Source organism: Ochrobactrum sp. CGA5, from assembly GCF_006345815.1.
GTDB lineage: Bacteria > Pseudomonadota > Alphaproteobacteria > Rhizobiales > Rhizobiaceae > Brucella.
This window is the reverse complement of record NZ_VCIG01000003.1, coordinates 106,788-133,163: the sequence shown is the minus strand read 5'-3', so window position 1 is coordinate 133,163 and position 26,376 is coordinate 106,788. Positions and strand designations below refer to the sequence as shown.

Here is a 26,376-nt window from a genome sequence, read left to right as displayed (position 1 = left end):
GCGTGGGCAAGCGATTATATAAAGCGAACACCGGATATACGCAGCCGTTGACAATCGCGTCGCACTGCGCCACCTGAAAGCAGGTACAGTTAAGAACAGAGCAAAATGTCTTCCGAGACCGTCAGCTATTTTTCGTATCCATTTCCTCGCCGCCAATCGGTTGGTGTAAGTGTCGGCGGTGTTCTCGTCGGCGGCAGTGCGCCCGTCGTCGTGCAGTCGATGACCAATACGGACACTGCGGATGTGGATTCCACGGTTGCGCAGGTGGCGGCACTTCATCGTGCCGGTTCGGAAATCGTGCGCATCACGGTGGATCGTGATGAATCGGCTGCCGCCGTGCCGAAAATCCGCGAACGGCTGGAGCGTCTGGGCCATAACGTGCCGCTGGTCGGCGATTTTCATTATATTGGTCACAAGTTGCTGGCCGACCATCCGGCCTGCGCGGAAGCGCTTGCAAAATATCGCATCAATCCGGGCAATGTCGGTTTCAAGGACAAGAAGGACAAACAGTTCGCTGATATCGTCGAAATGGCTATCCGTTATGACAAGCCGGTGCGCATCGGCGTCAATTGGGGGTCGCTCGATCAGGAGCTCCTGACTACGCTGATGGATCGCAATCAGGATGCGGGCGCGCCATTGAGCGCACAGGAAGTCATGCGCGAGGCCATCGTGCAGTCGGCGCTGATCTCTGCCAATCTTGCCGAAGAAATCGGCCTTGGTCGCGACAAGATCATTCTGTCGGCCAAGGTCAGTCAGGTACAGGATCTGATCGCCGTCTACACCATGCTGGCGCAGCGTTCCGATCATGCGTTGCATCTGGGCCTTACCGAGGCTGGCATGGGCACCAAGGGCATCGTCGCTTCGTCGGCTGCCATGGGCATTTTGCTACAGCAGGGCATTGGCGACACGATTCGCATTTCGCTGACCCCGGAACCGGGCGGCGACCGCACCCGCGAAGTGCAGGTATCGCAGGAGCTTCTGCAGACCATGGGTTTCCGTCAGTTCATTCCCATCGTTGCCGCGTGCCCGGGTTGCGGACGTACGACGTCGACTGTGTTCCAGGAACTGGCGCAGACCATTCAGGATGACATCCGTCGCAACATGCCAGTCTGGCGTGAGAAATATCCCGGTGTTGAAGCGCTGTCGGTGGCTGTGATGGGCTGCATCGTGAATGGTCCGGGCGAATCGAAACATGCCGATATTGGCATTTCTCTGCCTGGCACGGGCGAAACGCCGTCCGCACCGGTCTTTGTCGATGGCAAGAAGGTCACGACACTACGCGGTCCTGCCATTGCCGAAGAGTTTCAGAAGATGGTCGCCGATTACATCGAGAGCCGCTTCGGGCTTGAGCAGAAGGTGGCATCTGGCCAGAACTAAGCCGAGCAAGCCACGGCGCGTGTCGCGGCCTCAGGTGTCGTTTTTACCGTCGCCGCCCAGAAGCCGAGCGTTACGATGCTGATTCCTGCGCCAAGCAGGCAGACACCGTTCCAGCCTGCATGAGCATAGATCCAGGTTGACGTCGCCGAACCGCTTGCGCTGCCGATGGAATAGAAAACCATATAGGCGGCGGTGAGCCTGTTCTGCGCATCCGGGCGCACGCGGTAGATCATCGCCTGATTGGTTACGTGCACGGCCTGAAGGCCGAAGTCGATTACAAGCACGCCCGCGATCAGCCAGAGCAGCGAGTGTCCAAGCAGGGCTATCAATCCCCACGAGACGAACATCAGCATCAGGGCGAAGCCCGTCATGCGCTGGGCATGGCCGCGATCGGCGGCGCTTCCGGCGCGGGAGGCGGCGAGTGCTCCTGCTGCACCCGCAAGACCGAACAGCCCGATCTGGGCATGGTTCAGTTCAAACGGCGGGGCGCTGAGCGGCATGACCAGTGGTGCGAGCAAAGTGGTGATATTGGCGAAGACCAGCATGGCGATGATGGCTCGAATGCGTAGCACTGGTTCGGAACGAAATAGCGTCACGAGTGACAGAATGAGTGCCGGATAGCTGACGCTGGTCTGCTGGCGTTTCTGCTCGGGGAGGCTACGCCAGAGCAGGAGTGCGATCGTAAGCGTGAGAGTGGCGGAAACGAAATAGACGCTGCGCCAGCCGCCAATGTCGGCGAGGGCGCCTGCTATGGCGCGGGCCAGCAATATGCCGAGTACAATGCCGCTGGTTACGATGCCGACCACGTGCCCACGGCGCGCCGGTGCCGAGAGGCTGGCCGCATAGGCAACGAGTGCTTGTGTAACGACGGCGAGCAGGCCCATGATGGCCATGGCAACCAGAAGCACCGTAGCATCGTCCGCAAAGCCGATTGCGATCAGCGACAGGACCGAGAGCAGGAAATGGGCGAGGATAAGCTTGCGCCGGTTGAACAGGTCGCCGAGCGGAACCAGGAAGATCAGGCCAAGCGCATAACCGATCTGGCTGGCGGCGACGATAAGGCCCGCTGTCGATCGCTTGAGGCCGAGATCGTCTGCCATCACATCGAGAAGCGGGTGAGCGAAATAGACATTGGCCACCGCCAGCCCGCTTGCAGCGGCGAACAAAAGAAGGGTAGCCGAGGAAAGCGGGCGTGCATCAGGGTTCGCGGACAGCGCTGCTGCCGCGTCGGTTGAGGGGTGCATGGTTGTACTCCTGCAAATTGGTTTTAAAATGAAACCATTTTGTTTGTAGCGAAAAAGGTTTTATATTGCAACCAGATTGCAATTCGTGGAGTGAACATGGTTCGAAAGAAAAGCCTGAAAGGCGACTATTGCCCCAGTGCCCGGGCGCTTGACGTCATCGGCGATTGGTGGTCGTTGCTGATCGTCCGTGAAGCCTTCGACGGTGTGACGCGTTTCAGCACATTTCAGAAAAATCTGGGAATCGCCCGCAACATTCTATCGGATCGCCTGCGTAAGCTGACGGGGGAAGGAATTATGGATTCCGTGCCGGACCCCAACGGCGGGGCGCATCAGGAATATCGGCTGACGGCCAAGGGGCGCGATCTGCTGCCTGTGATCGTGTCGCTCAGGCAATGGGGCGAAAAGCACCTCTTTGCGCCGGGTGAGACACATTCCCGTCTTGTCGACAGCATTTCAGGTGAGGATGTGGCTCTTCTAAACGTCCGTGCCCAGGATGGGCGCATGCTTTCCGCGGACGATGTCGTGATCGTGAAAGTGCGTGAGGACGATCTCTAAGCAGTTTTGCGCATGTCTTTATCCCAAAACCGGTTCGTACTTTTGGGGCATGCTCTAGCTCTGGCGTTCGGCGATGAAGCGGGCTGCCTGCTTCAGGACATCCGCATCCTTGCCGAACGGCGCCAGCAGGCTTTCCGCTTGGGCAACCAGCCCAGACAGTTGTTTGCGCGTCCAGTCGATGCCGTGGAGTGAAACCAGCGTCGCTTTTCCGGCTGCTGCATCCTTGCCGGTTGCCTTGCCCATCGCCTCAGCATCGGCGGTCACGTCAAGCAGATCGTCTGCCAGCTGGAAGGCAAGGCCGATGGCCGAGCCGAATTCGGCCATACGTTCGCGATCTTCGCTGGATGCATTGGCGATGATGGCACCGGCCTCGCAAGCGAAACGGATCAGAGCTCCGGTTTTCATAGCTTGAAGCGTAATGATACCGGCTTCGCCGGGTTTGCTGGTTTCAGCCATCAGATCGAGAGCCTGCCCGCCTACCATGCCGCCGAGACCCGATGCGCGGGCAAGTGCTGAAACCAGTTGCAAGCGAATTGCTGCATCGAGATCGGTTTCATCCGACGAGATGATGTCGAAAGCGTAGGTCAAAAGACCGTCACCGGCCAGAATGGCGGCTGCTTCATCAAATGCCTTGTGCACGGTGGGCTGACCGCGCCGCAGATCATCGTCGTCCATAGCTGGCAGATCGTCGTGGACAAGTGAATAGCAGTGAATGCATTCGAGCGCGGCGGCGATACGCAGGACGGCATCACCACCTTTGCCGAACAAAGCGGCACTTTCGACAACGAGAAAAGGCCGTAGACGCTTGCCGCCGTTCAGCACACCGTGGCGCATGGCGGCGAGCAGTCGTTCCGGACGAACGATTTCTCCCGCCCTGATACGCTGGTCCAGAAGGCCCGTCAGTGCCATTTCCACTTCCATGGCACGCTGGTTGAGAACGGCGGTGAAATCGATCGACAGCTTTTCCATGGGAAAGGGGATGGACGAAAGCGCTGAATTGGTCAACTGGCCACAACGATCAGCACAGGCTTTTTCATTTGAACGTCACGAAACGGCGCGTTTCGACTTGTTTCCCCGGTTGGATTATGGAATCCGGTTCAAACTTATTAAGGAATGGTTTATGTCGCTTGGGGGAAGGTAGTAGGCGGTGGCAGTGGCAAAAATCACCATCAAGAGCAAAGATGGACGCAATTACTTGGCAGATCCCATATGGGGCGCCCGGATTGCTCTCGCGCTTAAGATTCTGGTGATTCTGGCTGTGTTGCCGATTTTCCTGCTTCTCGTCTATTCCGTACCCTTCGTCCGCCCGATCTCGACTCTGATGGTTAAAGACTATGTTCTGTTGCAGGATGTGGACCGTAGATGGGTCAGTATCGACGATGTCGCGCCGGTTCTCGTTAATTCGGTGATGATGGCTGAGGACGGCCAATTCTGCAACCACGGGGGGGTTGACTGGCATCAGCTTGGTTTGGTTCTGGACGATGCGGGCGAAGGTGGCCCAAGCCGCGGCGCTTCCACGATCACAATGCAGACCGTGAAGAACCTCTTCCTCTGGAATGGGCGCTCCTATGTCCGAAAGGGGCTGGAATTTCCGCTGGCGCTGACGGCTGACGGCATTCTTTCCAAAAAGCGTACTATGGAAATTTATCTCAATATCGCTGAGTGGGGACCGGGCATTTACGGAATCGAGGCCGCAGCTCAGCATTATTTCAAGCGCCCGGCAGCAAAACTCAATGCGCAGCAATCCGCACTGCTTGCCGTCACCCTGCCGAACCCTGCATTGCGTAACCCAGCAAAGCCGACGCGCAATATGCAGCGCATCGCTCGGATTGTTGCCGGACGTGCTGCACGGTCGGGATCCTACGTCGTATGCGTGCAATAAACACGCGGTACGAAAAAAAGATCAGACTCCCGCTGGTCAAACGCCGTTAGAGCGTGTATAGGCACGTGACTTTCCGGAATTTTGTCCGATGTGACAGGCTCTTCGGGGCCGTGCCGGACGTTTATTGACCGATCAGTGGAGCTGGATCCATGGCAGTACCAAAACGAAAAACGTCTCCGTCGAAGCGCGGCATGCGCCGTTCGGCTGACGCTCTCAAGGCCCCGACCTATGTCGAGGACAAGAACTCGGGCGAACTTCGTCGTCCGCATCATATCGATCTGAAGAGCGGTATGTATCGCGGCCGTCAGGTCCTCGAAGCCAAGGAATAAGTCTGACGCTGCTTTGCAGCCGAAAGATGGTTTTCAAAACGCCGTTTCCAGTTTCTGGAAGCGGCGTTTTCTTTTGCGCGGGTTTTCGCTGTACGCCGCATGAAAAAAAGGCCGCATGAAGCGGCCTTGATCGCGAGCTTTTTTGGAAATTCAGCCAGCGTCAGACGTAAAGCCTGTGCTTTCGATGCCGGCAATGGCTGCGATTTCGTCATTGTCCGACGTGTCGCCGGAAATGCCAACTGCACCGAGGATCTCACCGTCCGCATCTTTGATTAGAACGCCACCTGGCACCGGCACGACCTTGCCGCCTGACACGCCCGACAGGCCTTCCAGGAAATGTGGACGATCCTTTGCCTGGTTGTGCAGCCAACGCGATCCCGTACCGACGGCCAGCGCTCCGAACGCCTTGCCTGAAGCGATCTCGAACCGAAGGATCGAGGTTCCGTCCTGTCGCTGAAACGCCTTCAGATTTCCGCCTGCGTCAAATACCGAGACAGCGAGCGGCTTCAGTTTCAGCTCCGCCGCCTTGGTAAAGGCACCGGCAATAATCCCATTGGCTTGTTCGAGCGTCAGTGAAGGCATGGATATCTCCTAATTGATAGCTAAGTTTAATTTAGCGATCATGACTGACAATGCACACTCCAATGCTGCTCGTGAGGGGAAAAACACTTTATCGATTTTTATGAAGACGGTTGCAGGCGCACGGCAACGCTTGCAAAGGCTGGAATTTTGGTCTTTGTGTTGCTCAACATTTCAAGGAGGAAAGAATGTCCGACCAGAAAGCCATCGTCATTGCCAGCGCGGCGCGTACCGCAGTGGGCGCTTTCAACGGTGCGTTTGCCAACATCCCCGCACATGAATTGGGCGCGACGGTTATCAAAGGCGCGTTGGAACGCGCCGGTGTGGCGGCGACGGATGTGGACGAGGTTATCCTCGGACAGGTGCTGACGGCAGGTGAAGGGCAGAACCCGGCGCGGCAGGCCGCAATGGATGCCGGTTGCCCGAAGGAGACGACGGCCTTCTCAATCAACCAGCTATGCGGTTCCGGTTTGCGGGCGGTCGCGCTTGGCATGCAGCAGATTCTTTCCGGCGATGCCAAGATTATCGTGGCGGGCGGTCAGGAATCCATGTCCATGGCACCGCACTGCGCGCATTTGCGTTCAGGCGTGAAGATGGGCGATTTCAAGATGGTCGACACCATGCTGAAGGACGGCCTGATCGATGCCTTCAATGGATATCACATGGGGATCACGGCAGAAAACATCGCCCGCCAATGGCAATTGACCCGCGCCGATCAGGATGAGTTCGCGATGGCCTCTCAGCAGAAGGCAGAGGCGGCACAGACCGCTGGCAGGTTCGAGGATGAGATTGTTCCCTTCACCGTAAAGGGACGCAAGGGCGATGTGATTGTTTCGACGGATGAATATATCCGTCCCGGTACGACGATGGAGGCTTTGACCAAACTGAGGCCAGCTTTCGACAAGGAAGGAACGGTCACAGCAGGCAACGCATCCGGGATTAACGATGGCGCTGCGGCTGTCGTTCTGATGGAAGCGAATGAAGCAGCCAAACGCGGTGTGAAGCCGCTGGCGCGCATCGTTTCCTGGGCAACGGCTGGCGTCGATCCGTCAATCATGGGGACAGGGCCAATTCCGGCGACGAGGAAGGCTCTGGACAAGGCAGGCTGGAGCGTCGCCGATCTCGATCTGATCGAAGCCAATGAAGCCTTCGCAGCACAATCCTGCGCGGTTGTGCGCGATCTGGGCCTCAACCCGGATATCGTCAATGTCAATGGCGGAGCGATCGCGATCGGTCATCCAATTGGCGCATCCGGCGCACGCGTGCTGACGACGCTGCTTTACGAAATGCGGCGCCGTGATGCCAAGCGCGGTCTTGCGACACTTTGCATCGGCGGCGGCATGGGCGTTGCCTTGTGCGTCGAGCGCGACTGATCTTCTCCATTATCGAAAAAGGCGGGTGGAGAAATAGCGTCGTTCGCCTTTTTGTTTCCGCAACGAGACTCCTGAAATTGACGGCGCCGGCGTGACGGAATTGCTGGAAAAGTTAACGCGAAAGCGAAGAATTGCCCTTCCGCTTCCGTTCGGTTTCGATTTTCTATGGCGTGACGGACACATTGGGTACCATATGCGGTAGGAACAAATGGAGAAACTTTGCAGATCAGCGATTCGTCGCCGATTCGTTCCGGCTTTGGCCTGAAGGTTAACGGAGACTGCACTTGCAACCGTTCCCGCTGTTAACGAACTATCAGTAATCATTAAGATTTTCTGACGAATCACATTGCTATCGGAGTAGCTTGTTGACAGGTTCTGCGAAAAGTTAACGGCGAAGTCGTTTTACGTCAGGAGAACACAGAAAAGCGGAACGTCTGATTCATCATATTGTGGAGTTTTCTGACAGACTTACTATATGTTGCCGTGAACAAAAGGCGAAGCTATCCGAGTCAGCGATTCGTCGCCGATTCGTTCCAGAGTCGTTCCAATCGTTAATCGACAAGTTGTTGACCGGCTCCGTATTGGCGGCCAGAACGTTGGCAACGCATCCATACTGAAACTTAACAGGAGCGCTTTCGGTGCAGGTCGTATAGTGCTATCGCAGAACCAGCATCCTGCCCTTTACGGGCGCTTGTACCCGGAATCCGATTATTGGCATGAACCAACTCCCTGCCCATGATTTGCCGCTGACCTTGAGCGGCCGCGATGTGACCGCTGTGCTTGGGCCGACCAACACTGGCAAAACGCATCTGGCCATCGAACGCATGCTGTCGCATGGAAGCGGGATGATCGGCCTGCCGCTGCGCCTTCTGGCGCGTGAGGTCTATAATCGCGTCGTGGAAAGGGTCGGAGCGGCCAACGTCGCGCTGGTGACAGGCGAGGAAAAGATCGTACCGCCCGGCGCGCGCTATTCTGTGTGCACGGTCGAGGCCATGCCGCGTCGCACCGATGTGGCTTTCGTTGCAATCGACGAAGTGCAGCTTGCCGGTGATCTGGAACGCGGACATATATTTACTGACCGTATCCTGCATCTGCGCGGGCGGCAGGAGACGCTCCTGCTTGGTGCGGGGACGATGCGCGGGATTCTGGAAAAGCTTTTACGCGGTATCAATGTGGTGACGCGTCCGCGCCTGTCGCATCTGGCCTATGCCGGTTCCAAGAAGATCACGCGTCTGCCAAACCGCTCCGCTATTGTCGCCTTTTCTGCTGACGAGGTTTATGCGATTGCGGAATTGATCCGCCGCCAGCGCGGTGGCGCTGCTGTGGTTATGGGCGCACTCAGCCCGCGCACGCGCAATGCGCAAGTTGAACTTTACCAGTCGGGTGATGTCGATTTTCTGGTAGCAACCGATGCTATCGGGATGGGACTTAATCTGGATGTTGACCATGTCGCCTTTGCGCAAAACCGCAAATTCGATGGTTATCAATTCCGCGATCTGACGCCCGCCGAAGTGGGGCAGATCGCCGGGCGCGCGGGCCGACATCTGCGTGATGGAACCTTCGGCGTAACCGGGCAGGTGCTTCCGTTTGACGAAGAACTTGTCGAGCGCGTGGAAGCGCATAATTTCGATCCGGTGAAGGTCCTACAATGGCGCACGGGCCGCTTTGACTTTTCATCGCTTGATTCTCTGCGGTATTCTCTTGAAACGCCCGCACCGATTGAAGGACTGGCCAAGGCATTGCCTGCCGTCGACCAACAAGCGCTTGAAAATTTGTCAAAAGACGAAGAGATTGTGCGGCTTGCCAAGACACCGGCACGCATCGAGCTTTTGTGGGACGCCTGCGCGCTGCCCGATTATCGCAAGATCGCGCCGGCGCAGCATGCCGATATCATTGCAACCATCTATCAGGATCTTGTCCGCCGAGGGAGCGTCGATGAAGATTATATGAGCGAACAGGTGCGCCGCGCCGATAGTACAGAGGGGGAAATTGACACCCTGTCGCATCGCGTGGCGCAAATCCGCACCTGGACTTTCGTGTCGCATAGGCCGGGATGGCTTGCCGATCCGACACACTGGCAGGAAAAGACGCGCGAAATTGAGGACAGATTGTCCGACGCGCTGCATGAAAGGTTGACGAAACGCTTTGTAGACCGCAGGACAAGCGTGCTTATGAGGCGCCTGAGAGAGAATGCCATGCTTGAAGCAGAAATCAGCCCGGCCGGAGACGTGATTGTCGAGGGCCACAATGTCGGGCAACTGGAAGGATTCCGTTTTACCGCTGACGTTCAGGCCGAGGGGCCGGACGCCAAGGCGGTGAAGTCGGCTGCACAAAAGGCGCTGGCCGCCGAGTTCGAACGCCGCGCGGAGCGCTTTGCTGCTGCGCCGAATGGCGATTTCGCGCTTGGTTCGGATGGTGTTATGCGCTGGGTTGGTGCAACGGTCGCAACGCTGGTTGCGGGCGACGACCTGCTGAAACCTCGTGCGGTGATCCTGGCCGACGAACAACTTACCGGAGCGGCGCGTGACAAGGTTGCCGCCCGTATCGAACGCTTCGTCGCTCATCATATCGAGACCGTCCTAAAGCCGCTTACCGATCTGGCTGCCGCCGATGCCCTTACTGGTATGACACGCGGTCTGGCTTTCCAGATTGTTGAGAATCTTGGCATTCTTCCGCGCCGAGATGTGGCAGAAGAAGTGCGCGGCCTCGATCAGGATTCGCGCGCGGCGCTTCGCCGTCTCGGCGTGCGTTTCGGTGCTTATCATGTCTTCATGCCCATGCTGCTGAAGCCCGCTCCGGCCGGTCTCATCACGCTGCTTTGGGCGCTCAAGAACGATGGTCGTGAACGCGCGGGTTATGGCGATGTGGTCAATGTTCTGGCCGCTGGTCGTACTTCGGTTGTGGTCGATCCAGCCTTCGATCCGATGTTCTACCGTCTGGCAGGCTATCGCGTGCTGGGCCGCCGCGCTGTGCGCATTGATATTCTGGAACGTCTTGCCGATCTCATTCGTCCAGCACTTGCCTGGCGTCCGGGTTCCGGTGCGCGTCCGGATGGTGCCTATGACGGTGGACGTTTCATCGTCACGCCTGCCATGATGTCCATTCTTGGTGCGACAACCGATGATATGGAAGAAATCCTCAAGAGCCTTGGCTATCGTCATGAGGCCATGGAAGCTGCGGCCGTCACGGCGAAGCTTTCCGAACTTGATGCCTTTGCGGCCGAAGCTGCTGCCAAGGAAGCTGGGGTCTCTCCGGTCGCAGAAACCGAGAAGCCCGCTGTGCCAGCGGCTGAACCTGTTCCAGCCCCGCTTGTTGTTGCCGAGGTAAAAACCGAAGCCAAAGCGGAAGAAGCTGTTCCTGCAGATACAGAAACGGTGGTTGAAGAACCGAAGCCCGTTCTTCTGTGGCGTCAAGGTCGTTTCGAGGGCCGCAACCGCAATCAGGACCAGAACAGTCAGCGTAACAATCGCGGCAACCAGAATCGCGGTCATCAAAACCGTGATAAGGGCGGCGAAGCGCGTAAGTCTGAGGGCGGGGCAGAGCAACCGAATCGTAATGATCGCGGTGGAAAGCGCTTCGACAAGCAAAAGCGTCATGACGGCGAAGGCAAGCGGGAAGGCTTCCGCGGCGGCAATCAGCGCCCGCAGAAGCGTGATCACGGCCATCAGGCTGGCAAGCGCGTCGAGCAGGAACGCCCTGCGCGCATCGATCCCGATTCGCCTTTCGCCAAGCTTCTCGCCTTGAAAGAGCAGATGAAGAAGTAAAATGGCTGGCGAGACGGGTGCGAGACAGCGAATCGATAAGTGGCTGTTCTTCGCGCGCGTCGTCAAATCAAGATCGCTGGCGGCGAAACTCGTCGTCGGCGGTAAAGTCCGGGTCAATCGTGACAAGATCGAGCAGTCCGCTTATCAGATAAAGGTCGGCGATGTACTGACCATCACACTCGACCGGCGTATACTCGTTTATAAAATATTGGCTCCGGGTGAGCGTCGCGGTCCGGCACCCGAAGCTCAGCTTCTTTATGAAGATCTTTCGCCCCCACCGGCTTCCGCTACCGCGATAGCGCCGGAGGCTGCAACGCCGCAGCGTGAGAGTGGGGCAGGGCGCCCGACCAAGAAAGAACGTCGCGAGACGGACCGTTTACGCGGAAACTAGAGCACTCCTTTTAATTGAATTGTTGGACTGCTCTATCTGTTGGTTTTACGCGCGTCTCCCATTGCCGGGGATGGCTTCCACCGCGACATTCACGGCATGGCAGTTCGGGTTATTGCTGCGATTCCACCCTTTGGAGGGAGTTCCAGCTCGGACGTGTTGCCGCAGGCCACTTATGGTGGTGATGGAAATTGCGCATTTAAATGCCTCAGTGAAAGCCTTTTCCGCGCAAGACCTATTAGAGGAAATGCTGTTTCAGATGTGCGTGACTTCGTGACATTGCGGCGTTTGTACCCTTGTCATGGCGGGATAAAATCGTTACCTCACGCAATGTCATAAAAGGGCATGGGCTGAGACCCGCAACCATTTCCGTGCACAGTGACTTCATGGCCAGATATTCCCAAGCCCCAAGCCGTTCGTTGGCTTGCCGGAATGTCCGCGCAAAGCTGTAGGATAGATAAGCTGCTTGATCTGGAATTCGGGCAGTAACAGGAGTTCGACGATGACATATGTCGTGACCGATAATTGCATTCGCTGCAAATATACGGACTGCGTCGAGGTCTGTCCGGTCGATTGCTTCTACGAAGGCGAAAACATGCTCGTCATCAATCCCGACGAGTGCATCGACTGTGGCGTATGTGAACCGGAATGCCCTGCCGAGGCGATTAGCCCCGACACTGAACCGGGCCTCGACAAGTGGCTGGAACTCAATACAGAATATGCGGCAAAATGGCCCAATATTACGGCAAAGAAAGACGCTCTTCCTGAAGCCAAGGAAATGGACGGAGTGGCCGGAAAGTTGGAGAAGTATTTCTCTGCCGAGCCGGGTAGCGGCGACTAATACCGGCGAAGCGCTGGTCGCTCAGCCTGCAAGCCACTGCGAGCCGGATGTATTGTAAAAGTATCTATTTGTTTCGGAAGACTTTGCTCTTTCGGAATGCGTGCGTTCAGCCTGGCAAGACTAGCAGTTTGTTCGACATTGCGGGAACGGGAGATTTATCACTTGCATTTTCTGCAATGCACCGGCTAAAGACGAACAAAATCACTGGAAATCGCCGATCTTTTAGGCGTGTTGCATTGCCAGATAGGACATATTTGGCAATTTGTTGATTCTTTCGCGAAATTGTGTTAGGTTGATCCAATAATTTCGGTGACTGGACGTCAATTCGTGGCGCTATGCGTTAATCTCTGAAAGGGCTGATCTTTAGTACTGGGCTGAATGGCACCGGGGAAGATGATTGCGATCTGGCGTCGTCCCCCTCACCGTACACCCGGTCGGTTAGATTTGCCGTCAGATACGTTTTCAGTTCCAAACCGACAAACAACTTCCGTGCTTCATTTCTCCGGAGCGCGGTCGAACATCATGTGTCAACCGGCGGGTCGCGCCGGGCACTACAGGGAGTAATGAAGCGTATGTCATCCCAGCAGAAAAAGTCTCCAGTGGCGCGTGGCGGGTTCAAGGCCGGTGAGGCCATCGTATATCCAGCTCATGGCGTCGGCCAGATCGTCACCATCGAAGAGCAGGAAGTGGCAGGCCACAAGCTCGAGCTTTTCGTGATCGATTTCGAAAAAGATAAGATGCGCCTGAAGGTGCCGGTTGCCAAAGCCGCTTCCATCGGCATGCGCAAGTTGTCGGAGACGGACTATGTTGAACGCGCACTCAAGGTCGTACAAGGCCGCGCACGTGTGAAGCGTACCATGTGGTCGCGTCGCGCCCAGGAATACGACGCGAAGATCAATTCCGGCGATCTGATCTCTATCTCGGAAGTCGTTCGTGATCTTTTCCGCGCTGAAAACCAGCCGGAACAGTCTTATTCGGAACGCCAGCTTTATGAAGCTGCCCTTGATCGTATGGCGCGCGAAATTGCTGCCGTGAACAAGCTTTCGGAAACCGAAGCTGTTCGTCTGATCGAAGCAAATCTCGCCAAGGGACCGAAGCGCGGCAAGGCCGACGCTGAGGCAGACCTCGATGACGATGAAGTCGAAGCGGCATAAGCTTACTTTTCTTCTTCCAAAAAGGCCCGGCTTTAGCCGGGTTTTTTTGTTTCCGCCCCTTACAGGAGTTGGCCAGCGGCTCTTCTTGCGAAAAGGGCAATACTATCTGGTTAAAGTTCTATTGAATTTCGCAGTCATTCATTAATCCTCTCCTTCATCTTCCTGCATTGTGAGAGATTTATCCTTAGTTCGTGGGAACCTGATCGCATTTGATGCGTTCCTCCAGACACCAGTTCGTAAACGGGTTTGTTTTGCGGCGTAATCATATTGGCCAAAGAATGGGCCTGGCGGGGAGTTATGGGCGAAGTCGCTAATTCGTCCAATGAGTCTTTGTGGGACTGGCATATCCTTCCACTGAACGCCCGGCGGGCGTGAGTTCAGAACAGGAGAACCAGATGAAGCAGTCATCCATGAGCAGTTCTTCCGCAGTTCCAGCCAATCGCATGCCTATGGTTGCGCGCAGCCTCCCAGCGACTGCAGCCTCTTCCCAGTCAATGATCCGCAGCGCAATGTCGGCTCCCTATCTGGAGCGCGAAGAGGAGCGGGACCTCGCCATTCGCTGGAAGGAACTGAAAGATCAGGAAGCACTACATCGTATCACATCGGCCCATATGAGACTGGTCATTTCCATGGCCGGGCGATTCCGCAAGTTCAAACTGCCGATGAGCGATCTAATTCAGGAAGGATATGTCGGCCTTCTTGAAGCTGCCGCGCGTTTTGATCCCGAACGGGAGGTGCGTTTCTCGACCTATGCATCTTGGTGGATTCGCGCATCTATGCAGGATTACATTCTGCGCAACTGGTCCATCGTACGCGGCGGTACGAGTTCCGCACAAAAGGCTCTGTTCTTCAACTTGCGGCGGCTTCGCTCGAAACTGGCCCAGTCCTATGATAATATGACCAAGGCTGAGATGTATCGCGAAATTTCCGATCAACTTGGTGTTTCGACAAGCGATGTGGAAATCATGGACAGCCGACTGTCGGGGCCGGATAGTTCCCTATCTGCACCTTTGAACAACGAGGAGTCGGGTGCGTCGCGTCGCATGGATTTTCTGGTTGATGATCATCCCTTGCAGGATGAGATCGCCGAAAGCTCCATTGATATGGAGCGCCGCAATCAGTGGCTCAATGTGGCGCTAAACACGTTGAATGAGCGCGAGTTGCACATCATCCGCGAGCGCCGTCTCGATGATGACGGCGTAACGCTTGAAGCATTGGGTGAAAAGCTTGGCATCTCCAAGGAAAGGGTGCGGCAGATTGAAAGCCGTGCAATGGAGAAGCTGAAGATCGCCCTGTTGAGCCAGCATGAACTGGCGGCCTATCAGGCATAAGATTTTCTAGGGCCAGGGCAACATAAGGAGAGGGGCCGGCGGCTCCTCCTTACTTTTGTGGTTCCGAAGACTTGCCTTCAAGGCGCGATGACCAATCCTCGACCTTGCGGTTCTCCAAGCGGCGCACCGCATAGCGTTTCCAACCGTCGGCAAGATGCGAAAGTTTCGCCATAACAGACAGCTCGTCATAGTTCAGTGTGTCGACATAAAGCAGATGCCAGACGCGGTGCAGTGTCCAGTCCGGCGACAAGCGGTCGACAAGAACCATCATATCGCCGGCTTCCACGTCGCCTTCTTCCAGAACACGATAATACCAGCCGGTACGCCCCGTCTTCTGGACGCGCATGGCCATGTCGGCTGTTGCAAAGCGTTCGTTCAGTTTCCAGCAAGGCTGGCGACCCTGTGAAACTTCGACAAGCGCGGTACCGAGCCGGAACCTGTCGCCCACGGCAACATTGCGCTCGTTCAGACCCAACGTAGAAATGTTTTCGCCGAAAGCACCACGCGCGCTCAGGCGCGGATTGTCGCCAATCTCTTCGCGCCAGACCGGATAATGATCACGCGGATAATGATGGAGCGCCTTTTCCGGTCCGCCATGCACTTTCCGGTCGCCCTGTGCATCGCAGTCCAGCCCTTCGAAGGTCACGCGGACCTTGCCAGAAACCGGCTGCTTGTCGATGCCGCTTGGAACCCCGCGGGCGCCGAGAGGAGTGACTTTTCCCGCAAGGACAGAGTGGATAAGTGTTTCGGTCATCGTGACTTACTCGCTGATCAGCTTCACGCGGTCACCGACTGAAACCGTCGCTCCCGCCGACATGGCATTGAGAAGTCGGAACAGTTCCAGTTTGCGGGTGGTGCCCTGCATGCGTGCTGACAGGCTGGGCAGCGTGTCGCCCGGCTTAACCGTCACAACGCGAATGCGAAGCGGCTTGATAGCGTTCTGTTCGGCAGGCGAAAGCAGGCGGAAGGACTGTGTAACCGTCTGAGAAGCAGGCAGAAGGGCGTTGCTGCCTTTCGGGGCCGCTGTCAGGAAGCGATACACCTTGTTGTTTGCGCCAATGACCACAATGTCGAACTGCCACCGGTCGGCGCTGGCGCGCGCGGTCGCGGCAGGCAGGCCGTTAATGGTGGTGGTCTGGATCGAACTGTTGTCGAGACCCGTCACCCAACCTGAGCGGATATAGTCGGCAAGGTTTGATCCGGCGGCGAGAGATGCGCCATCGAAACGGATAGCGACTTCGCCGGGGCCGCTTGCCATGACTGCGTTGGCTGAATTGTCTATGCTGAAGCCATCCGGTGCGCGGAAGGTGACGCCGAGCTTCGGATGTATGAAGGTCTGCTCACGGACATAACCTTCATTGGGTGAGTCGCCATAAAGAAGGCCATCAATCCCATTGAGGAAGGAATCCCGATCAGTTGTGCCAACACCGGGCGCGCCGATGCGTCGCGCGTGACCAAGCGCAAGCTGAATGCGCTGCGGTGTTGCCGGGTGACTTGCGAGGAAGTCAAGGCTCGCATCGGTTGCGCCTGAAATCGAACGGAAGCTCTGATAGGCTTCCATTGATTGCAGGAAGCGCGCCGAAGCAAAAGGGTCATAGCCGGCCTCGCCGATCATCTTGATGCCGATGGCGTCGGCCTGCAATTCCTGGTTACGCGAGAACTGGGCAAGCCGCAGCTTGCCGCGCAGCGCTTCTTCGCGGCTGGCGGATTCATTATGGAGCACTTCGCTGGCGACGCGCCCGGCTATGGCCGTCTCAGCTTCTTTCTCTTGCCGCAGAATACCGTGATTGGCGATGACATGGCCCATTTCGTGAGCGATCACGGCTGCCACTTCGGAAGAGTCGTTGGCAAGCGCGAGCAGGCCGCGCGTAACGTAGAGATAGCCGCCTGGCAACGCGAAGGCATTGATGTTGGGACTATCGAGAATTGTGATGCGATAGGTCTGGTCCGGCTTATCGGTAACGGTCGTCAGCTTGCCTACGATCTTCGCCACCATGCGTTCAAGCTTTTGGTCTTTGTATTCGCCGCCATAGGTCGCGAGGATGCGTGGGTGCTGCTGGGCACCGAGCTGCGCCAGCCGATCATTACGCGTCACATTGTCGACCGTCACGGGATTGTCGGAAGGTTGCAGCCCGAGGTCCTTGCTGGAATTGATCGACTGGCAACCTGAAATCAGGGCGACCATAAGCAAGCCAAGACTGATGGCTGATTTCCGCCAATTTTGCTGCGTCCATTCTGGCAGAGAGATGGGGAGACGCAGGAAGGCCCGGGAACGGGTCGATTGACGGAACAGTATTTTATCCTCGCTTCTGAATCAGATTGTTCGATCCGGAGCCAAATCTAGCCACAGACCGGAAAGCCTACAAGCAGTACGTGGGCACTACAAGAAAGCTGTAGCCGGTTCTTCCGGCGGATTGCGAACAAAATATGTCCGCTACCGTAACTCTATTTGAGGTCCAGCCCTGATTTGCGCTTTTCGCCGATATAGTGCCGTAATGCTTCTGGTCCAGTCGGTGAGAGCAGTTCAGCAGCAGGGCCTATAGCGGAAATCCGGCCACTGTCGAGAAAAAGTAACACTGCATCGAGATAGAGCGCATCTTCAGGCGTGTGGGTCACCATCACTACCGTCATGCCAGTTTCAAGTTGAAGCTCCATGACCAGATCCAGCATCTGGTGTCGTAGCGCCGGGCCGAGCGAGGCAAAGGCCTCGTCGAGGAGTAAAACCGGGCGCTGGCGTACGAGCACGCGGGCAATCGCCACGCGCTGGCGTTCGCCGCCGGACAGAGCCTCAGGCTTGCGCTGTTCTTTGCCAGCAAGCCCGACACGTGACAAGGCTTTTGCAATATCGGCGCGGTCTTCTGCGGTTAGCTTCAGTTTCGGCGAGCGTCCGAGGCCGACATTCTGTTCGACGGTCAGGTGGGCAAACAGGTTGTTTTCCTGAAAAACCATCGAAACAGGCCGGTCAGCCGGGGAAAGTTCACTGACCTCTTCATCGCCGATGAAGATATGGCCGGATTGCGGAAATTCGAAACCGGCGATCAGGTTGAGAAGTGTTGACTTGCCCGAACCACTCGGCCCGACAACCGCGGCAATGGCACCGCCCTTTATTGTCGCATCGAATTGCATGGCAGTTTCGCCATAGCTGAAACGAACGCTATCGAGGCGAATTTCGGCAAGAGCATTCATTCGGGCGTTCATGAAGAAGGCGTTTCCTTTCGGGATGCGCGATCTGCGATCATCATTAATACGAGGCAAAGCAGCCCGAGAATGAGGGCCAGACCGGCTGCGTCAAATGTGCGATAGCTGCCCATACGCTGCAAGAGGAGATAGGGCAGTGTCAAAAGCGCGTCGCTACCGAACAGGGCAATCGTGCCAAGATCGCCAAGCGAAAGCGCCATGGCAAAGGCAAAGGCCATGCCGAAAGGCTTGCGGATCGAAGGCCAGTCGATGAGCTGGAAACGGGTGATGCCGCGAATGCCCAGTTGCGCGCAAAGCCGGTTGTGGCGGCTTGCCGCCGTATCCCATGCGGGCCGCAGAAGGCGCACAGCAAAGGGCATGGCCATGGCGGCATTGACGGTGACAACCATGAAGGGTGCCATAGCAAACGGGTCGGTGAAATGGCGAAGTAGGATGAACCAGCCGGCGCCGATTACGATCGGCGGCATAACGAGGATCAGGCTGGCACCCGTATCGAAGATATTGGCCAGTTTACGTTTTTTCACGGCTTCACGTGCTGACACCAGCGCGAAGGATAAAATGACCGACAACAGAGCCGCGGAAAAGCCGAGCACGAGACTGGTGCCAATGGCACGCCAGACTATTCTCTCCGTCAGTAGCCGCACAAGATCGGCGGCGAGGCCGGAGATTACCACACCGGCAATCGGCAATGCGACATAGAGGAAACCTAACCCGATGACGACGATGTTTGAAATACGTTCAATCACTGAAGACTTGCCATAGCGTCGTAGTGCGGCCATATGGGTGAAACCTTCTTCGGATGCGCTGCCGGTCAGGCGTAGAGCCAGAAGGACAAGCAATGTCAACGCAAGCTGCGTGAAGGTCAGGGCGACGGCTCTGCCCGGCTCGAAGTCGAAATGCAGGCTCTGGTAGATTGCGACTTCAAGCGTGGTGGCGCGCGGTCCGCCGCCGAGCGTCAGCACAGTCGTGAAACTCGTCACGCAGAGCATGAAGATCAGACTGATCATGCCGGGCAGATTACGTTGGATCACGGGCCATTCGATAAGCCGGAAACGCGCTCCATTGCCCATGTCGAGTTGCGCCGCGAGCTTCCAGTAATCGGTCGGTATGGATTCGTAACCTGCCAGAATGAGACGGACCGCGAGTGGCATATTGAAGAAGATATGAGCAATCAGGATGCCGGTGATACCGTAAATATCCGGTTGGACTGGATGTCCTGCAGCCTCTGACAGATGGGCAATGAAACCGTTGCGGCCATAGATGCTGGTGACGCCAAGCACAGCGACGAGTGCGGGCAAAGCAAGCGGCAGGGCAAACAGGCGTAGAATAAGCCCGCGCCCCGGAAAGCTGGCTTCGGCATAGAGTGCGCGGGCGACCGGAACTGCGAACAGCACGGACAGCAGGCTGGAAGCGATTGCTTGCAGGATCGTGAAACGGGCAACCCGCCATAGATAAGTATCGAAATTTGCAGCGGCGTCGAAACTGCCGCTGCCAGCTTCATATGCCAGTGCAATGAGCGCACCACCGGCAAGCACGATCAAAAAGACAAGCGCCAAGGCACCCGCAACCGGTTTCGCGGCGGATGTTTCTTTCGAGCGATGCTGTGCCGGAAGTGTCGTCATTTGCTGGTCGCGGCCAGCCATTCATCGACCCACGACTTCCGGTTTTTGGCCACTTCGTCGGAAGGCAGGAGGAGTGTTTTGTCCGGCTTCGCCAGTGTGTCGAAAGCGGCTGAAAGCGGCGTGGATGTCTTGCCCGCTGGGTACATCCAATTGGTTTCAGGAATGACATCCTGGAAACCGGCCCCGGTCATGAAAGCCAGAAATTCTTGCGCTAGAGGATTTTTCGCGCCGGTCGTTGTTTGGGCGGCCAGCTCGATCTGGAGATAATTGCCTTCCGGATAAGCCAAAGCCTTATAGCGCTCCGTCTTTTCCGCAATCATGTGATAAGCTGGCGAGGTTGTATAGGACAGCACCATTGGGGCCTCGCCCTTGGTAAAGAGACCATAGGCTTCCGACCAGCCGGGTGTGACAGTGAGAATGCGCCTCTGAAGTTTCTGCCAGGCCGCTTCCGCCTCATCGCCATAGACCGATTTCATCCAGAGCAGCATACCCAGCCCCGGTGTCGAAGTGCGCGGGTCTTGCAGCACGATCTTCTGGGAAGGATCGCCTTCGACCAGTTCCTTCAAGCTCTTCGGTGGATTGGGCAATTTTTCTGAATCGTAGACTACGGCGAAATAGCCGTAATCATAGGGAACGAAAATATCGTCCTTAAAGCCGCCCGGAACACTTACATTGCTCTGGTCGATGCCACTTGGCGCAAAAAAGCCGGTAGCGCGTGCTTCGGTGGTCAGATTTGTATCAAGGCCGAGGACAATATCGGCTTTGGTATTGCCGCCTTCAAGCTTGAGACGGTTTAGCAAGGCAACACCGTCGGCGGACGCAATCCACTCAACTTCGCAGTCGCATTCCTTCTCGAAGTTTTCCTTGACCTTCGGCCCAGGTCCCCATTCGGATACGAAACTGTCATAGGTATAGACGGTGAGCTTGTTTTTCGCCTGCGCCGAAGGGGTGAAAGCAATGGCAGTGGAAAGCGAAAAAGCCAGCAAAGATAAAAGCCGCATCACGGCACTTCCTTTCTTTTACTACAAGAGGATTGAGCGCCGTTTTATGGAGCGTCTAATCCCTCCGCCGGTGCAAACCGGATCAGGTTCAGCGGGTTAGCCGTTTTCATGCATTTCCGGGCGCAAAACTGCTAGTCGCTTTTGCTGGAAACACTTTGGGCCTCTCAGCCATCCGCAAAAGCAGACGGCACCCCGTTAGAGCGGTTGCGACAATAATCTTTCGCAACGGGAAGGGCAATAATCTTTCGGGGCGTAGCAACAGCAGTGAATGCAGACTTCCAGCGCGGATTTGCCCGTGTTATGAGCGGCTTATGAGCACATTCGTCATTCTCCTCGGCGGCGATCTGGTCGTCACCGATCGCCTGAAGCACCAGATTAGAGGCGCTCGTATCCTGGCTGCCGATAGCGGGATCAGGCATGCTGCCGCTCTTGGCGTCGAACCGGAATTATGGCTCGGCGATTTCGATTCAACCTCCGCACAGCTTCGCGCGCAATATGCAAACGTGCCGCAAAAGACGTTCCCTTCCGCCAAGGACATGACGGACGGAGAGCTGGCCTTTGAGGAGGCCTATATGCGGGGTGCGGATCGGGTGATCCTCTGCGGAGCTTTCGGGGGGCAGCGTACCGATCACACGCTTATGCATCTGACCATGGCGACGGCGCAGGCCGCAAAAGGGCGGAACGTGCTTCTGTCCAGCGGTTCCGAGGAGGCGTGGCCTCTGCCGCCGGGAGATTACGTCTATGATTTTCCTGGCGGGACACCGTTCAGTGTGATTAATTTCAACACTGTTGAAGGGCTTTCGATCACAAATGCAGAGTGGCCGTTAGATAATGTGACACTGCCCTTTGGCTCTTCATGGACGGTTTCCAATGTAGTTCGTGGAACACTTCGTGTTACTGTGCATTCTGGACTAGCGATACTTATAGCCAACTTGGCGATGGAGGAAACGCCGCGCTCATTTCGCTAACCTTATCAATCGAAAGAACTTGACGCTGGCAAGCGAAACGTATTGTAAATGGATCAAGCGGGTGTCATCTGCTTTACGCCGAAATTGGGGACGCAAAGTCGGTGATTAGTTCAACTCTTGTAGGAGATGTTTCAATGAAGTCACGTCTTACGATGATTGCTGTTGCTGGCGTGCTCGCGTTCTCGACGGCTGCATGCACGACCAACGAACAGCGCACGGCCGGTTACGGTGTTGGTGGCGCAGCACTCGGCGCTCTCGCCGGTGGTGCCATCGGCGGTAATGGTCGTGGCGCTCTTGCCGGCGCTGCTATCGGCGGTGTTGCCGGTACGCTGCTTGGTGCAGCTCAGACGCGCAATGGCACGCAGTACTGCCGCTATCGCGACCCATATGGCCGCATCTACGAAGCGCCTTGCCAGTAATCGATGGGCCAGCAATAGCTGTTTGAATAAGTTTGCGGGCAGGTCGGGGAAACCCGACCTGTTTGTTTTTGACGGGTCTTTTCATGCCGTACCATTTGACATAAAGGCTTTTGTCGCGGACAAGCAGGGCGGAATTCCAAACCCTGTTTATCGAAGAGAACCATGGCACCACCACTCCTTCGCCTCGACCAGATCAAGCTAACTTTTGGAGGCACGCCGCTTCTGGAGGATGCCAGCCTTTCGGTGAGCGAAGGCGACCGCATCGCACTGGTCGGACGCAACGGCTCGGGTAAATCCACCTTGCTCAAGATTGCAGCCGGTATGGTGGAGGCGACATCAGGCGAGGTTTTCAAACATCCGGGGGCAACCGTCCGTTATCTGCCGCAGGTGCCGGATATGGAAGGCTTTGCCAATGTCCGCGCTTATGTTGAAGCCGGGTTGGGGCCAACCGACGATCCGCATCGCGTTACCTATCTTCTCGAGCATCTTGGTCTGACGGGTGAGGAAAAGCCTGATCACCTGTCCGGCGGCGAGGCGCGACGTGCCGCTCTGGCACGGGTGATTGCACCGCAGCCTGATGTTCTGCTGCTGGACGAGCCGACAAATCATCTGGATCTGACCACCATCGAATGGCTGGAAGGCGAGCTGCGCCAGATTCGCTCCGCCATTGTTTTGATCTCGCATGACCGCCGCTTTCTGGAGAATGTCAGTCGGGCGACGGTCTGGCTGGATCGTGGCATCACGCGTCGTCTTGAACAGGGCTTCAGTCATTTCGAGGAATGGCGCGACAAGGTGTTGGAGGAGGAAGAGCGCGATCATCACAAGCTTGGGCGCCAGATCGCGCGCGAGGAGCACTGGCTGCGTTATGGCGTTACCGCCCGGCGTAAGCGCAATATGCGCCGTCTCGGAGAATTGCATTCGATGCGTGCCGATTTTCGCAATCATCGCAAGGCGCAGGGAACTGCGGTACTAGCGGCAAGCGACGCCAAGGAATCTGGCAAGTTGGTGATCGAAGCCAAGGGGCTGAGCAAGGCCTATGGCGAGCGCACTCTGGTCAAGGATTTTTCGATTCGTGTGCAGCGCGGCGATCGTATAGGTCTCGTTGGACCTAACGGTGCTGGAAAGACGACACTTCTGTCGCTTTTGACCGGCAAGCTTGAGCCGGATTCGGGAACCTTACGGCTTGGCGTCAATCTCGAAATGGCCGAACTTGACCAGAAACGCGAAAGCCTCAATCTGGATGAGACATTGGCGCATTATTTGACCGATGGACGAGGTGAAAGCCTCGTCGTCAACGGCGAGCAGCGGCATGTCGTGTCCTATATGAAGGACTTTTTGTTCCAGCCCGAACAGGCTCGCACGCCCATTCGCGAACTTTCGGGAGGCGAACGTGCCCGTCTGATGCTGGCCCGCGTTCTGGCGCGGCCCGCCAACCTTCTTATCCTCGATGAGCCAACCAATGACCTTGATATGGAGACGCTTGATCTCCTACAGGAGCTGGTCGCAGGTTTCCCCGGTACAGTCATTCTGGTCAGCCACGACCGTGACTTTCTGGATCGCACAGTTACATCGGTGATTGCGCCGGAAGGTGATGGACGCTGGCTCGAATATGCGGGTGGCTATGCCGATATGATGGCACAGCGCAAGGAGCAGGCTTTGAACCGGCGCTCGGTCAAGGTGTCAGGCGGCCGAAGTGACGAGAAGTCAGACGAAGAGGCGCCGCAGCCCAAGCGTGAGGAAAAGCGCAAGCTCTCCTACAAACAGAAATTTGCCCTGGAAACGCTGCCCGGCAAAATGGATGCGATTGCGAAGGAAATTGCCGTGCTCGAAGGCAAGCTCGCTGATCCGCAGCTTTATGCCAAGGACCCGACGCTTTTTGCCAAGACTGCCGATCTTCTTGAGAAGAAGCGCTCCGAAAATGCGGCCATGGAAGAGGAATGGCTGGAACTGGAAATGCTGCGAGAGGAAATCGAAGGATAAAGCTACCCTTCGATGCCGTTCCGCTATCCGCTCGCCTTGTTCAGCAAGGCGATTTCATCGTCGCTGAGTTTCAGTTCGGCTGCCGCAATCAGCTCGCCAAGCTGGGCCGAGCGTGTGGCGCTGACGATAGGGGTTGTGACCGATGGTTGCGCGATGAGCCATGCAATGGCGACTTGTGCAGACGTGACATCGAGATTGCGTGCCACTTCATCGAGTGCTGCAATGATCCGCGAGCCACGATCCGTCAGATATTTTTCGACCGATTTGCCCCGCGCGCTTTGTCCTAAATCCCCGGTAGAACGATACTTCCCGGTCAGGAAACCTGCTGCGAGCGAATAATAGGAAATAACGCCGATCTCGTTCTCACGGCAAATTTTCTCCAGTGACCCTTCAAAATCAGAGCGATCGTAGAGATTATAAAGCGGTTGCAGGCTTTCATAGCGCGGCAGATTATTGACCTGGGCGACGTCAAGTGCCTCGGTCAGCCGCTCAGGCGTCAGATTGGATGCACCGATGGCGCGTACCTTGCCTGCATCAATCAGCTCCTTATAGGTGCCAAGCACGTCTTCGAACGGCGTTTCAGGGTCGTCCCAGTGCGATTGATAAAGATCGATATAGTCTGTTTGCAGTCGTTTGAGGGAGGCGTCGACTGCTTTACGGATGTAGGTCGGGGAAAGACCCTTCTCGTCAGGCCCCATCTCGGACCCAACCTTGGTGGCAATGATGACTTTATCGCGCAGACCACGGGATTTCAGCCAATTGCCGATAATTGTTTCGGATTCGCCGCCCACATTTCCGGGTGCCCAGGCGGAATAGGCATCCGCTGTATCGATAAAATTAAAGCCGGCATCAATGAAACGGTCGAGAAGCGAGAATGATGTCGCTTCATCGACTGTCCATCCAAATACATTTCCACCGAAGCAAAGCGGCGAAACATTGAGTTCGGTACGTCCGAGCTTCTTGAATTCCATAGACCCTGTCCCCTTCCTCTGATTACGAACCGCTGGCGATCCGTTGGATTTCGATTTCAGGAAGAGGCAAGGCTCCGGGAAGAGCCGGAATCAGCTCATGCCAAGCGCATCCATATAAAGCTGCAACATGGCTTCTTCTTCCTGACGTTCATGGTCTTCTTTTTTACGCAGCCGAATAATGGTTCTCACGACCTTGCTGTCAAACCCCGAACCCTTCAATTCCGCGTAAACTTCCTTGATATCGTCGCCGATGGTCTTTTTTTCTTCTTCCAGGCGCTCAATGCGCTCAATGAAAGCGCGCAACTGTCCGACAGCAATGGTTTGGGCTTCGCTGGTAATGTCGTCGCTCACGAGGAGTTCTCCAATTCAAAGTCTGTGATGATGCGGAGACGCATTGCGCCGAAACCGCTTATCGAAAGTCTGGACTGTTTTTCCCGCGAGTCGCAGGCAAAATTAAGAGCCTTTTTCGATGCACGACCCGACTTGGTGGGTCAAGCCCTGTGGATAGCGGGTAAAGTCTCTCCTGACAGGCCTGTTACGTTTTCTTATCGGCACGCGAGCCGAATTGCTGTACCGTATGGATGCCGGGTAAGGTGTTGATGTGCTCAATCATCGGCGCCAGCCTGTCAGCCCATTCACCTGCACCTTTGTCATCGGCGATCAGGTCCTGCCGCACCTCAATCAGGACATGGGCGAAACCCTTGGCCGTTGCATGGCGGTACATGGCATCGTTTTTGAGTGCGCCGTCATAAGGTTCATTATCGCCAACCATCAGGTCGACGTTTTCACGCAGCAATGATAAAAGCGGCTTTACGACACGATCGTCCTTGTCCCAGAGAAGGCCGATCTGCCAGGGGCGGATCTTTTCCTTCCAGCGCGGCGTGAAGGAATGGATCGAAACGATGAAAGGCGCCGCCCCGCTTTCAGTCGCCACACGATTGCTCGCTCGCACGACTGCTTCGTGATAGGGGCGATAGAAGCGCTCAAGGCGTTCCTCGCGTTCACCGGCCGACAATGGATAATTGCCGGAAATGACCGCACCATCCGACAATTGCATGATAAGTGTCGGGTCGTCTTCGCCGCGATTGGGATCGATCAAGAGTCGCGAGAACCCGCCGAGAACTGCTGGTGCGTTGAGACGGCTTGCAAGCCTGCGGGTCAAATTCTCGACCCCGATATCATAGGCGATATGACGGTCGAATTCACTTGTCCGCAAACCAAGCGTGCCATATTCGGCGGGAACGTCGCGCCGTGCGTGGTCGGCAGTCAGGAGCAAACCGAGACTGAAATCACCGTCAATATTATGCGCTGGTGAGAACGGTGACGAAGCAGTTGATCCGGATTGAGGCGGCATGGAGCGGAACCCGAGGCTAAATAAGGGGATTATTTCGGTCTTGTGC

At 56.4% G+C, this 26,376-nt stretch carries 24 protein-coding genes and 1 riboswitch; of the genes, 13 read left to right on the top strand and 11 right to left on the bottom strand.

Annotated elements, in window-relative coordinates:
• The first annotated feature begins 105 nt into the window (after positions 1-105).
• Complete coding sequence (gene ispG, locus FJQ48_RS03505) at positions 106-1,377, top strand: flavodoxin-dependent (E)-4-hydroxy-3-methylbut-2-enyl-diphosphate synthase (protein WP_139973814.1); 1,272 nt, start codon at positions 106-108, stop codon at positions 1,375-1,377.
• Here the strand turns inward: ispG and FJQ48_RS03500 are convergent.
• Positions 1,374-2,621: an MFS transporter gene (locus FJQ48_RS03500; RefSeq protein WP_139973813.1), complete on the bottom strand. Its 1,248-nt coding sequence runs from the start codon at positions 2,619-2,621 to the stop codon at positions 1,374-1,376. The two genes, ispG and FJQ48_RS03500, sit on opposite strands and share 4 nt — an antisense overlap.
• Before the next feature lie 96 nt (positions 2,622-2,717).
• Between FJQ48_RS03500 and FJQ48_RS03495 the strand changes: the two genes are divergently transcribed.
• The gene (locus FJQ48_RS03495; RefSeq protein WP_139973812.1) at positions 2,718-3,176 is read left to right on the top strand and encodes a helix-turn-helix domain-containing protein; all 459 of its coding nucleotides are present in this window, start codon (positions 2,718-2,720) and stop codon (positions 3,174-3,176) included.
• A 54-nt stretch (positions 3,177-3,230) separates the two neighbouring features.
• On the opposite strand, the gene FJQ48_RS03490 is transcribed toward FJQ48_RS03495, so the two are convergent.
• Complete coding sequence (locus tag FJQ48_RS03490; RefSeq protein WP_139973891.1) at positions 3,231-4,145, bottom strand: polyprenyl synthetase family protein; 915 nt, start codon at positions 4,143-4,145, stop codon at positions 3,231-3,233.
• A 184-nt stretch (positions 4,146-4,329) separates the two neighbouring features.
• On the opposite strand from FJQ48_RS03490, the gene mtgA reads away from it, so the two are divergent.
• The gene (mtgA, locus tag FJQ48_RS03485) at positions 4,330-5,058 is read left to right on the top strand and encodes a monofunctional biosynthetic peptidoglycan transglycosylase (protein ID WP_180350107.1); all 729 of its coding nucleotides are present in this window, start codon (positions 4,330-4,332) and stop codon (positions 5,056-5,058) included.
• A gap of 149 nt (positions 5,059-5,207) precedes the next feature.
• Entirely contained in the window at positions 5,208-5,387 is a 180-nt protein-coding gene (gene rpmF, locus FJQ48_RS03480) for a 50S ribosomal protein L32 (RefSeq protein ID WP_006467787.1), read from the top strand.
• Between the two features lie 150 nt (positions 5,388-5,537).
• On the opposite strand, the gene FJQ48_RS03475 is transcribed toward rpmF, so the two are convergent.
• On the bottom strand, positions 5,538-5,969 hold the full coding sequence (locus FJQ48_RS03475) for a heme-binding protein (protein WP_139973810.1): 432 nt from the start codon (positions 5,967-5,969) through the stop codon (positions 5,538-5,540).
• 185 nt (positions 5,970-6,154) lie between these two features.
• Between FJQ48_RS03475 and FJQ48_RS03470 the strand changes: the two genes are divergently transcribed.
• The 6 genes from FJQ48_RS03470 (at position 6,155) to FJQ48_RS03440 (ending at position 14,817) form a co-directional block, all read left to right on the top strand.
• Positions 6,155-7,339: an acetyl-CoA C-acetyltransferase gene (locus FJQ48_RS03470; protein ID WP_139973809.1), complete on the top strand. Its 1,185-nt coding sequence runs from the start codon at positions 6,155-6,157 to the stop codon at positions 7,337-7,339.
• A 716-nt stretch (positions 7,340-8,055) separates the two neighbouring features.
• Entirely contained in the window at positions 8,056-11,103 is a 3,048-nt protein-coding gene (locus FJQ48_RS03465) for a helicase-related protein (protein WP_139973808.1), read from the top strand.
• A 1-nt stretch (position 11,104) separates the two neighbouring features.
• Positions 11,105-11,494, top strand: a complete 390-nt coding sequence (locus tag FJQ48_RS03460; protein WP_139973807.1) for an RNA-binding S4 domain-containing protein — start codon at positions 11,105-11,107, stop codon at positions 11,492-11,494.
• A 499-nt stretch (positions 11,495-11,993) separates the two neighbouring features.
• Positions 11,994-12,332 carry a ferredoxin FdxA gene (gene fdxA, locus FJQ48_RS03450; protein WP_006467781.1) on the top strand — a complete coding sequence of 113 codons (339 nt, stop codon included), beginning with the start codon at positions 11,994-11,996 and terminating at the stop codon, positions 12,330-12,332.
• 572 nt (positions 12,333-12,904) lie between these two features.
• A complete protein-coding gene (locus FJQ48_RS03445; RefSeq protein WP_006471273.1) occupies positions 12,905-13,486 on the top strand; it encodes a CarD family transcriptional regulator in 582 nt (193 codons plus the stop codon).
• 395 nt (positions 13,487-13,881) lie between these two features.
• The gene (locus tag FJQ48_RS03440) at positions 13,882-14,817 is read left to right on the top strand and encodes an RNA polymerase factor sigma-32 (RefSeq protein WP_139973805.1); all 936 of its coding nucleotides are present in this window, start codon (positions 13,882-13,884) and stop codon (positions 14,815-14,817) included.
• 49 nt (positions 14,818-14,866) lie between these two features.
• Here FJQ48_RS03440 and FJQ48_RS03435 read toward each other — a convergent pair whose 3' ends face one another.
• From FJQ48_RS03435 to thiB, 5 genes are all read right to left on the bottom strand, one after another.
• Positions 14,867-15,571, bottom strand: a complete 705-nt coding sequence (locus FJQ48_RS03435) for an MOSC domain-containing protein (protein WP_139973804.1) — start codon at positions 15,569-15,571, stop codon at positions 14,867-14,869.
• Between the two features lie 6 nt (positions 15,572-15,577).
• Positions 15,578-17,059 (bottom strand): cell division protease CdlP, encoded by a 1,482-nt coding sequence (gene cdlP, locus FJQ48_RS03430; RefSeq protein WP_139973803.1) that lies wholly within the window; start codon positions 17,057-17,059, stop codon positions 15,578-15,580.
• Positions 17,060-17,262: 203 nt separating this feature from the next.
• Positions 17,263-18,003, bottom strand: coding sequence for a thiamine ABC transporter ATP-binding protein (gene thiQ / locus FJQ48_RS03425; RefSeq protein ID WP_139973890.1), 741 nt, complete (start codon positions 18,001-18,003; stop codon positions 17,263-17,265).
• An 8-nt stretch (positions 18,004-18,011) separates the two neighbouring features.
• Entirely contained in the window at positions 18,012-19,637 is a 1,626-nt protein-coding gene (thiP, locus tag FJQ48_RS03420; protein ID WP_139973889.1) for a thiamine/thiamine pyrophosphate ABC transporter permease ThiP, read from the bottom strand.
• Complete coding sequence (thiB, locus tag FJQ48_RS03415) at positions 19,634-20,638, bottom strand: thiamine ABC transporter substrate binding subunit (RefSeq protein WP_139973802.1); 1,005 nt, start codon at positions 20,636-20,638, stop codon at positions 19,634-19,636. Before thiB ends, thiP begins: the two co-directional genes overlap by 4 nt.
• A gap of 42 nt (positions 20,639-20,680) precedes the next feature.
• Positions 20,681-20,843, bottom strand: a riboswitch (TPP riboswitch).
• 106 nt (positions 20,844-20,949) lie between these two features.
• Here thiB and FJQ48_RS03410 point away from each other — a divergent pair.
• From FJQ48_RS03410 to FJQ48_RS03395, 3 genes are all read left to right on the top strand, one after another.
• Positions 20,950-21,606, top strand: coding sequence for a thiamine diphosphokinase (locus FJQ48_RS03410; RefSeq protein WP_139973801.1), 657 nt, complete (start codon positions 20,950-20,952; stop codon positions 21,604-21,606).
• A 134-nt stretch (positions 21,607-21,740) separates the two neighbouring features.
• Positions 21,741-22,025, top strand: a complete 285-nt coding sequence (locus FJQ48_RS03405; RefSeq protein WP_104753819.1) for a hypothetical protein — start codon at positions 21,741-21,743, stop codon at positions 22,023-22,025.
• 162 nt (positions 22,026-22,187) lie between these two features.
• Positions 22,188-24,005, top strand: a complete 1,818-nt coding sequence (locus tag FJQ48_RS03395) for an ABC-F family ATP-binding cassette domain-containing protein (protein WP_139973800.1) — start codon at positions 22,188-22,190, stop codon at positions 24,003-24,005.
• A 23-nt stretch (positions 24,006-24,028) separates the two neighbouring features.
• On the opposite strand, the gene FJQ48_RS03390 is transcribed toward FJQ48_RS03395, so the two are convergent.
• The 3 genes from FJQ48_RS03390 to FJQ48_RS03375 form a co-directional block, all read right to left on the bottom strand.
• Entirely contained in the window at positions 24,029-24,976 is a 948-nt protein-coding gene (locus FJQ48_RS03390) for an aldo/keto reductase (RefSeq protein WP_139973799.1), read from the bottom strand.
• Between the two features lie 90 nt (positions 24,977-25,066).
• Entirely contained in the window at positions 25,067-25,327 is a 261-nt protein-coding gene (locus tag FJQ48_RS03385; protein ID WP_002964837.1) for a DUF2312 domain-containing protein, read from the bottom strand.
• A 184-nt stretch (positions 25,328-25,511) separates the two neighbouring features.
• Positions 25,512-26,330 carry an N-formylglutamate amidohydrolase gene (locus tag FJQ48_RS03375; RefSeq protein WP_139973798.1) on the bottom strand — a complete coding sequence of 273 codons (819 nt, stop codon included), beginning with the start codon at positions 26,328-26,330 and terminating at the stop codon, positions 25,512-25,514.
• Positions 26,331-26,376 lie beyond the last annotated feature (46 nt).

What these genes read in the sequence shown, in the direction of transcription:
- ispG (WP_139973814.1), top strand. Translation starts at nt 106, where the DNA reads ATGTCTTCCGAGACCGTCAGCTATTTTTCGTATCCATTTCCTCGCCGC.
- FJQ48_RS03500 (WP_139973813.1), bottom strand. Translation starts at nt 2,621, where the DNA reads ATGCACCCCTCAACCGACGCGGCAGCAGCGCTGTCCGCGAACCCTGAT.
- FJQ48_RS03495 (WP_139973812.1), top strand. Translation starts at nt 2,718, where the DNA reads ATGGTTCGAAAGAAAAGCCTGAAAGGCGACTATTGCCCCAGTGCCCGG.
- FJQ48_RS03490 (WP_139973891.1), bottom strand. Translation starts at nt 4,145, where the DNA reads ATGGAAAAGCTGTCGATCGATTTCACCGCCGTTCTCAACCAGCGTGCC.
- rpmF (WP_006467787.1), top strand. Translation starts at nt 5,208, where the DNA reads ATGGCAGTACCAAAACGAAAAACGTCTCCGTCGAAGCGCGGCATGCGC.
- FJQ48_RS03475 (WP_139973810.1), bottom strand. Translation starts at nt 5,969, where the DNA reads ATGCCTTCACTGACGCTCGAACAAGCCAATGGGATTATTGCCGGTGCC.
- FJQ48_RS03470 (WP_139973809.1), top strand. Translation starts at nt 6,155, where the DNA reads ATGTCCGACCAGAAAGCCATCGTCATTGCCAGCGCGGCGCGTACCGCA.
- FJQ48_RS03465 (WP_139973808.1), top strand. Translation starts at nt 8,056, where the DNA reads ATGAACCAACTCCCTGCCCATGATTTGCCGCTGACCTTGAGCGGCCGC.
- FJQ48_RS03460 (WP_139973807.1), top strand. Translation starts at nt 11,105, where the DNA reads ATGGCTGGCGAGACGGGTGCGAGACAGCGAATCGATAAGTGGCTGTTC.
- fdxA (WP_006467781.1), top strand. Translation starts at nt 11,994, where the DNA reads ATGACATATGTCGTGACCGATAATTGCATTCGCTGCAAATATACGGAC.
- FJQ48_RS03445 (WP_006471273.1), top strand. Translation starts at nt 12,905, where the DNA reads ATGTCATCCCAGCAGAAAAAGTCTCCAGTGGCGCGTGGCGGGTTCAAG.
- FJQ48_RS03440 (WP_139973805.1), top strand. Translation starts at nt 13,882, where the DNA reads ATGAAGCAGTCATCCATGAGCAGTTCTTCCGCAGTTCCAGCCAATCGC.
- FJQ48_RS03435 (WP_139973804.1), bottom strand. Translation starts at nt 15,571, where the DNA reads ATGACCGAAACACTTATCCACTCTGTCCTTGCGGGAAAAGTCACTCCT.
- thiQ (WP_139973890.1), bottom strand. Translation starts at nt 18,003, where the DNA reads ATGAATGCTCTTGCCGAAATTCGCCTCGATAGCGTTCGTTTCAGCTAT.
- thiP (WP_139973889.1), bottom strand. Translation starts at nt 19,637, where the DNA reads ATGACGACACTTCCGGCACAGCATCGCTCGAAAGAAACATCCGCCGCG.
- thiB (WP_139973802.1), bottom strand. Translation starts at nt 20,638, where the DNA reads ATGCGGCTTTTATCTTTGCTGGCTTTTTCGCTTTCCACTGCCATTGCT.
- FJQ48_RS03410 (WP_139973801.1), top strand. Translation starts at nt 20,950, where the DNA reads ATGAGCACATTCGTCATTCTCCTCGGCGGCGATCTGGTCGTCACCGAT.
- FJQ48_RS03405 (WP_104753819.1), top strand. Translation starts at nt 21,741, where the DNA reads ATGAAGTCACGTCTTACGATGATTGCTGTTGCTGGCGTGCTCGCGTTC.
- FJQ48_RS03395 (WP_139973800.1), top strand. Translation starts at nt 22,188, where the DNA reads ATGGCACCACCACTCCTTCGCCTCGACCAGATCAAGCTAACTTTTGGA.
- FJQ48_RS03390 (WP_139973799.1), bottom strand. Translation starts at nt 24,976, where the DNA reads ATGGAATTCAAGAAGCTCGGACGTACCGAACTCAATGTTTCGCCGCTT.
- FJQ48_RS03375 (WP_139973798.1), bottom strand. Translation starts at nt 26,330, where the DNA reads ATGCCGCCTCAATCCGGATCAACTGCTTCGTCACCGTTCTCACCAGCG.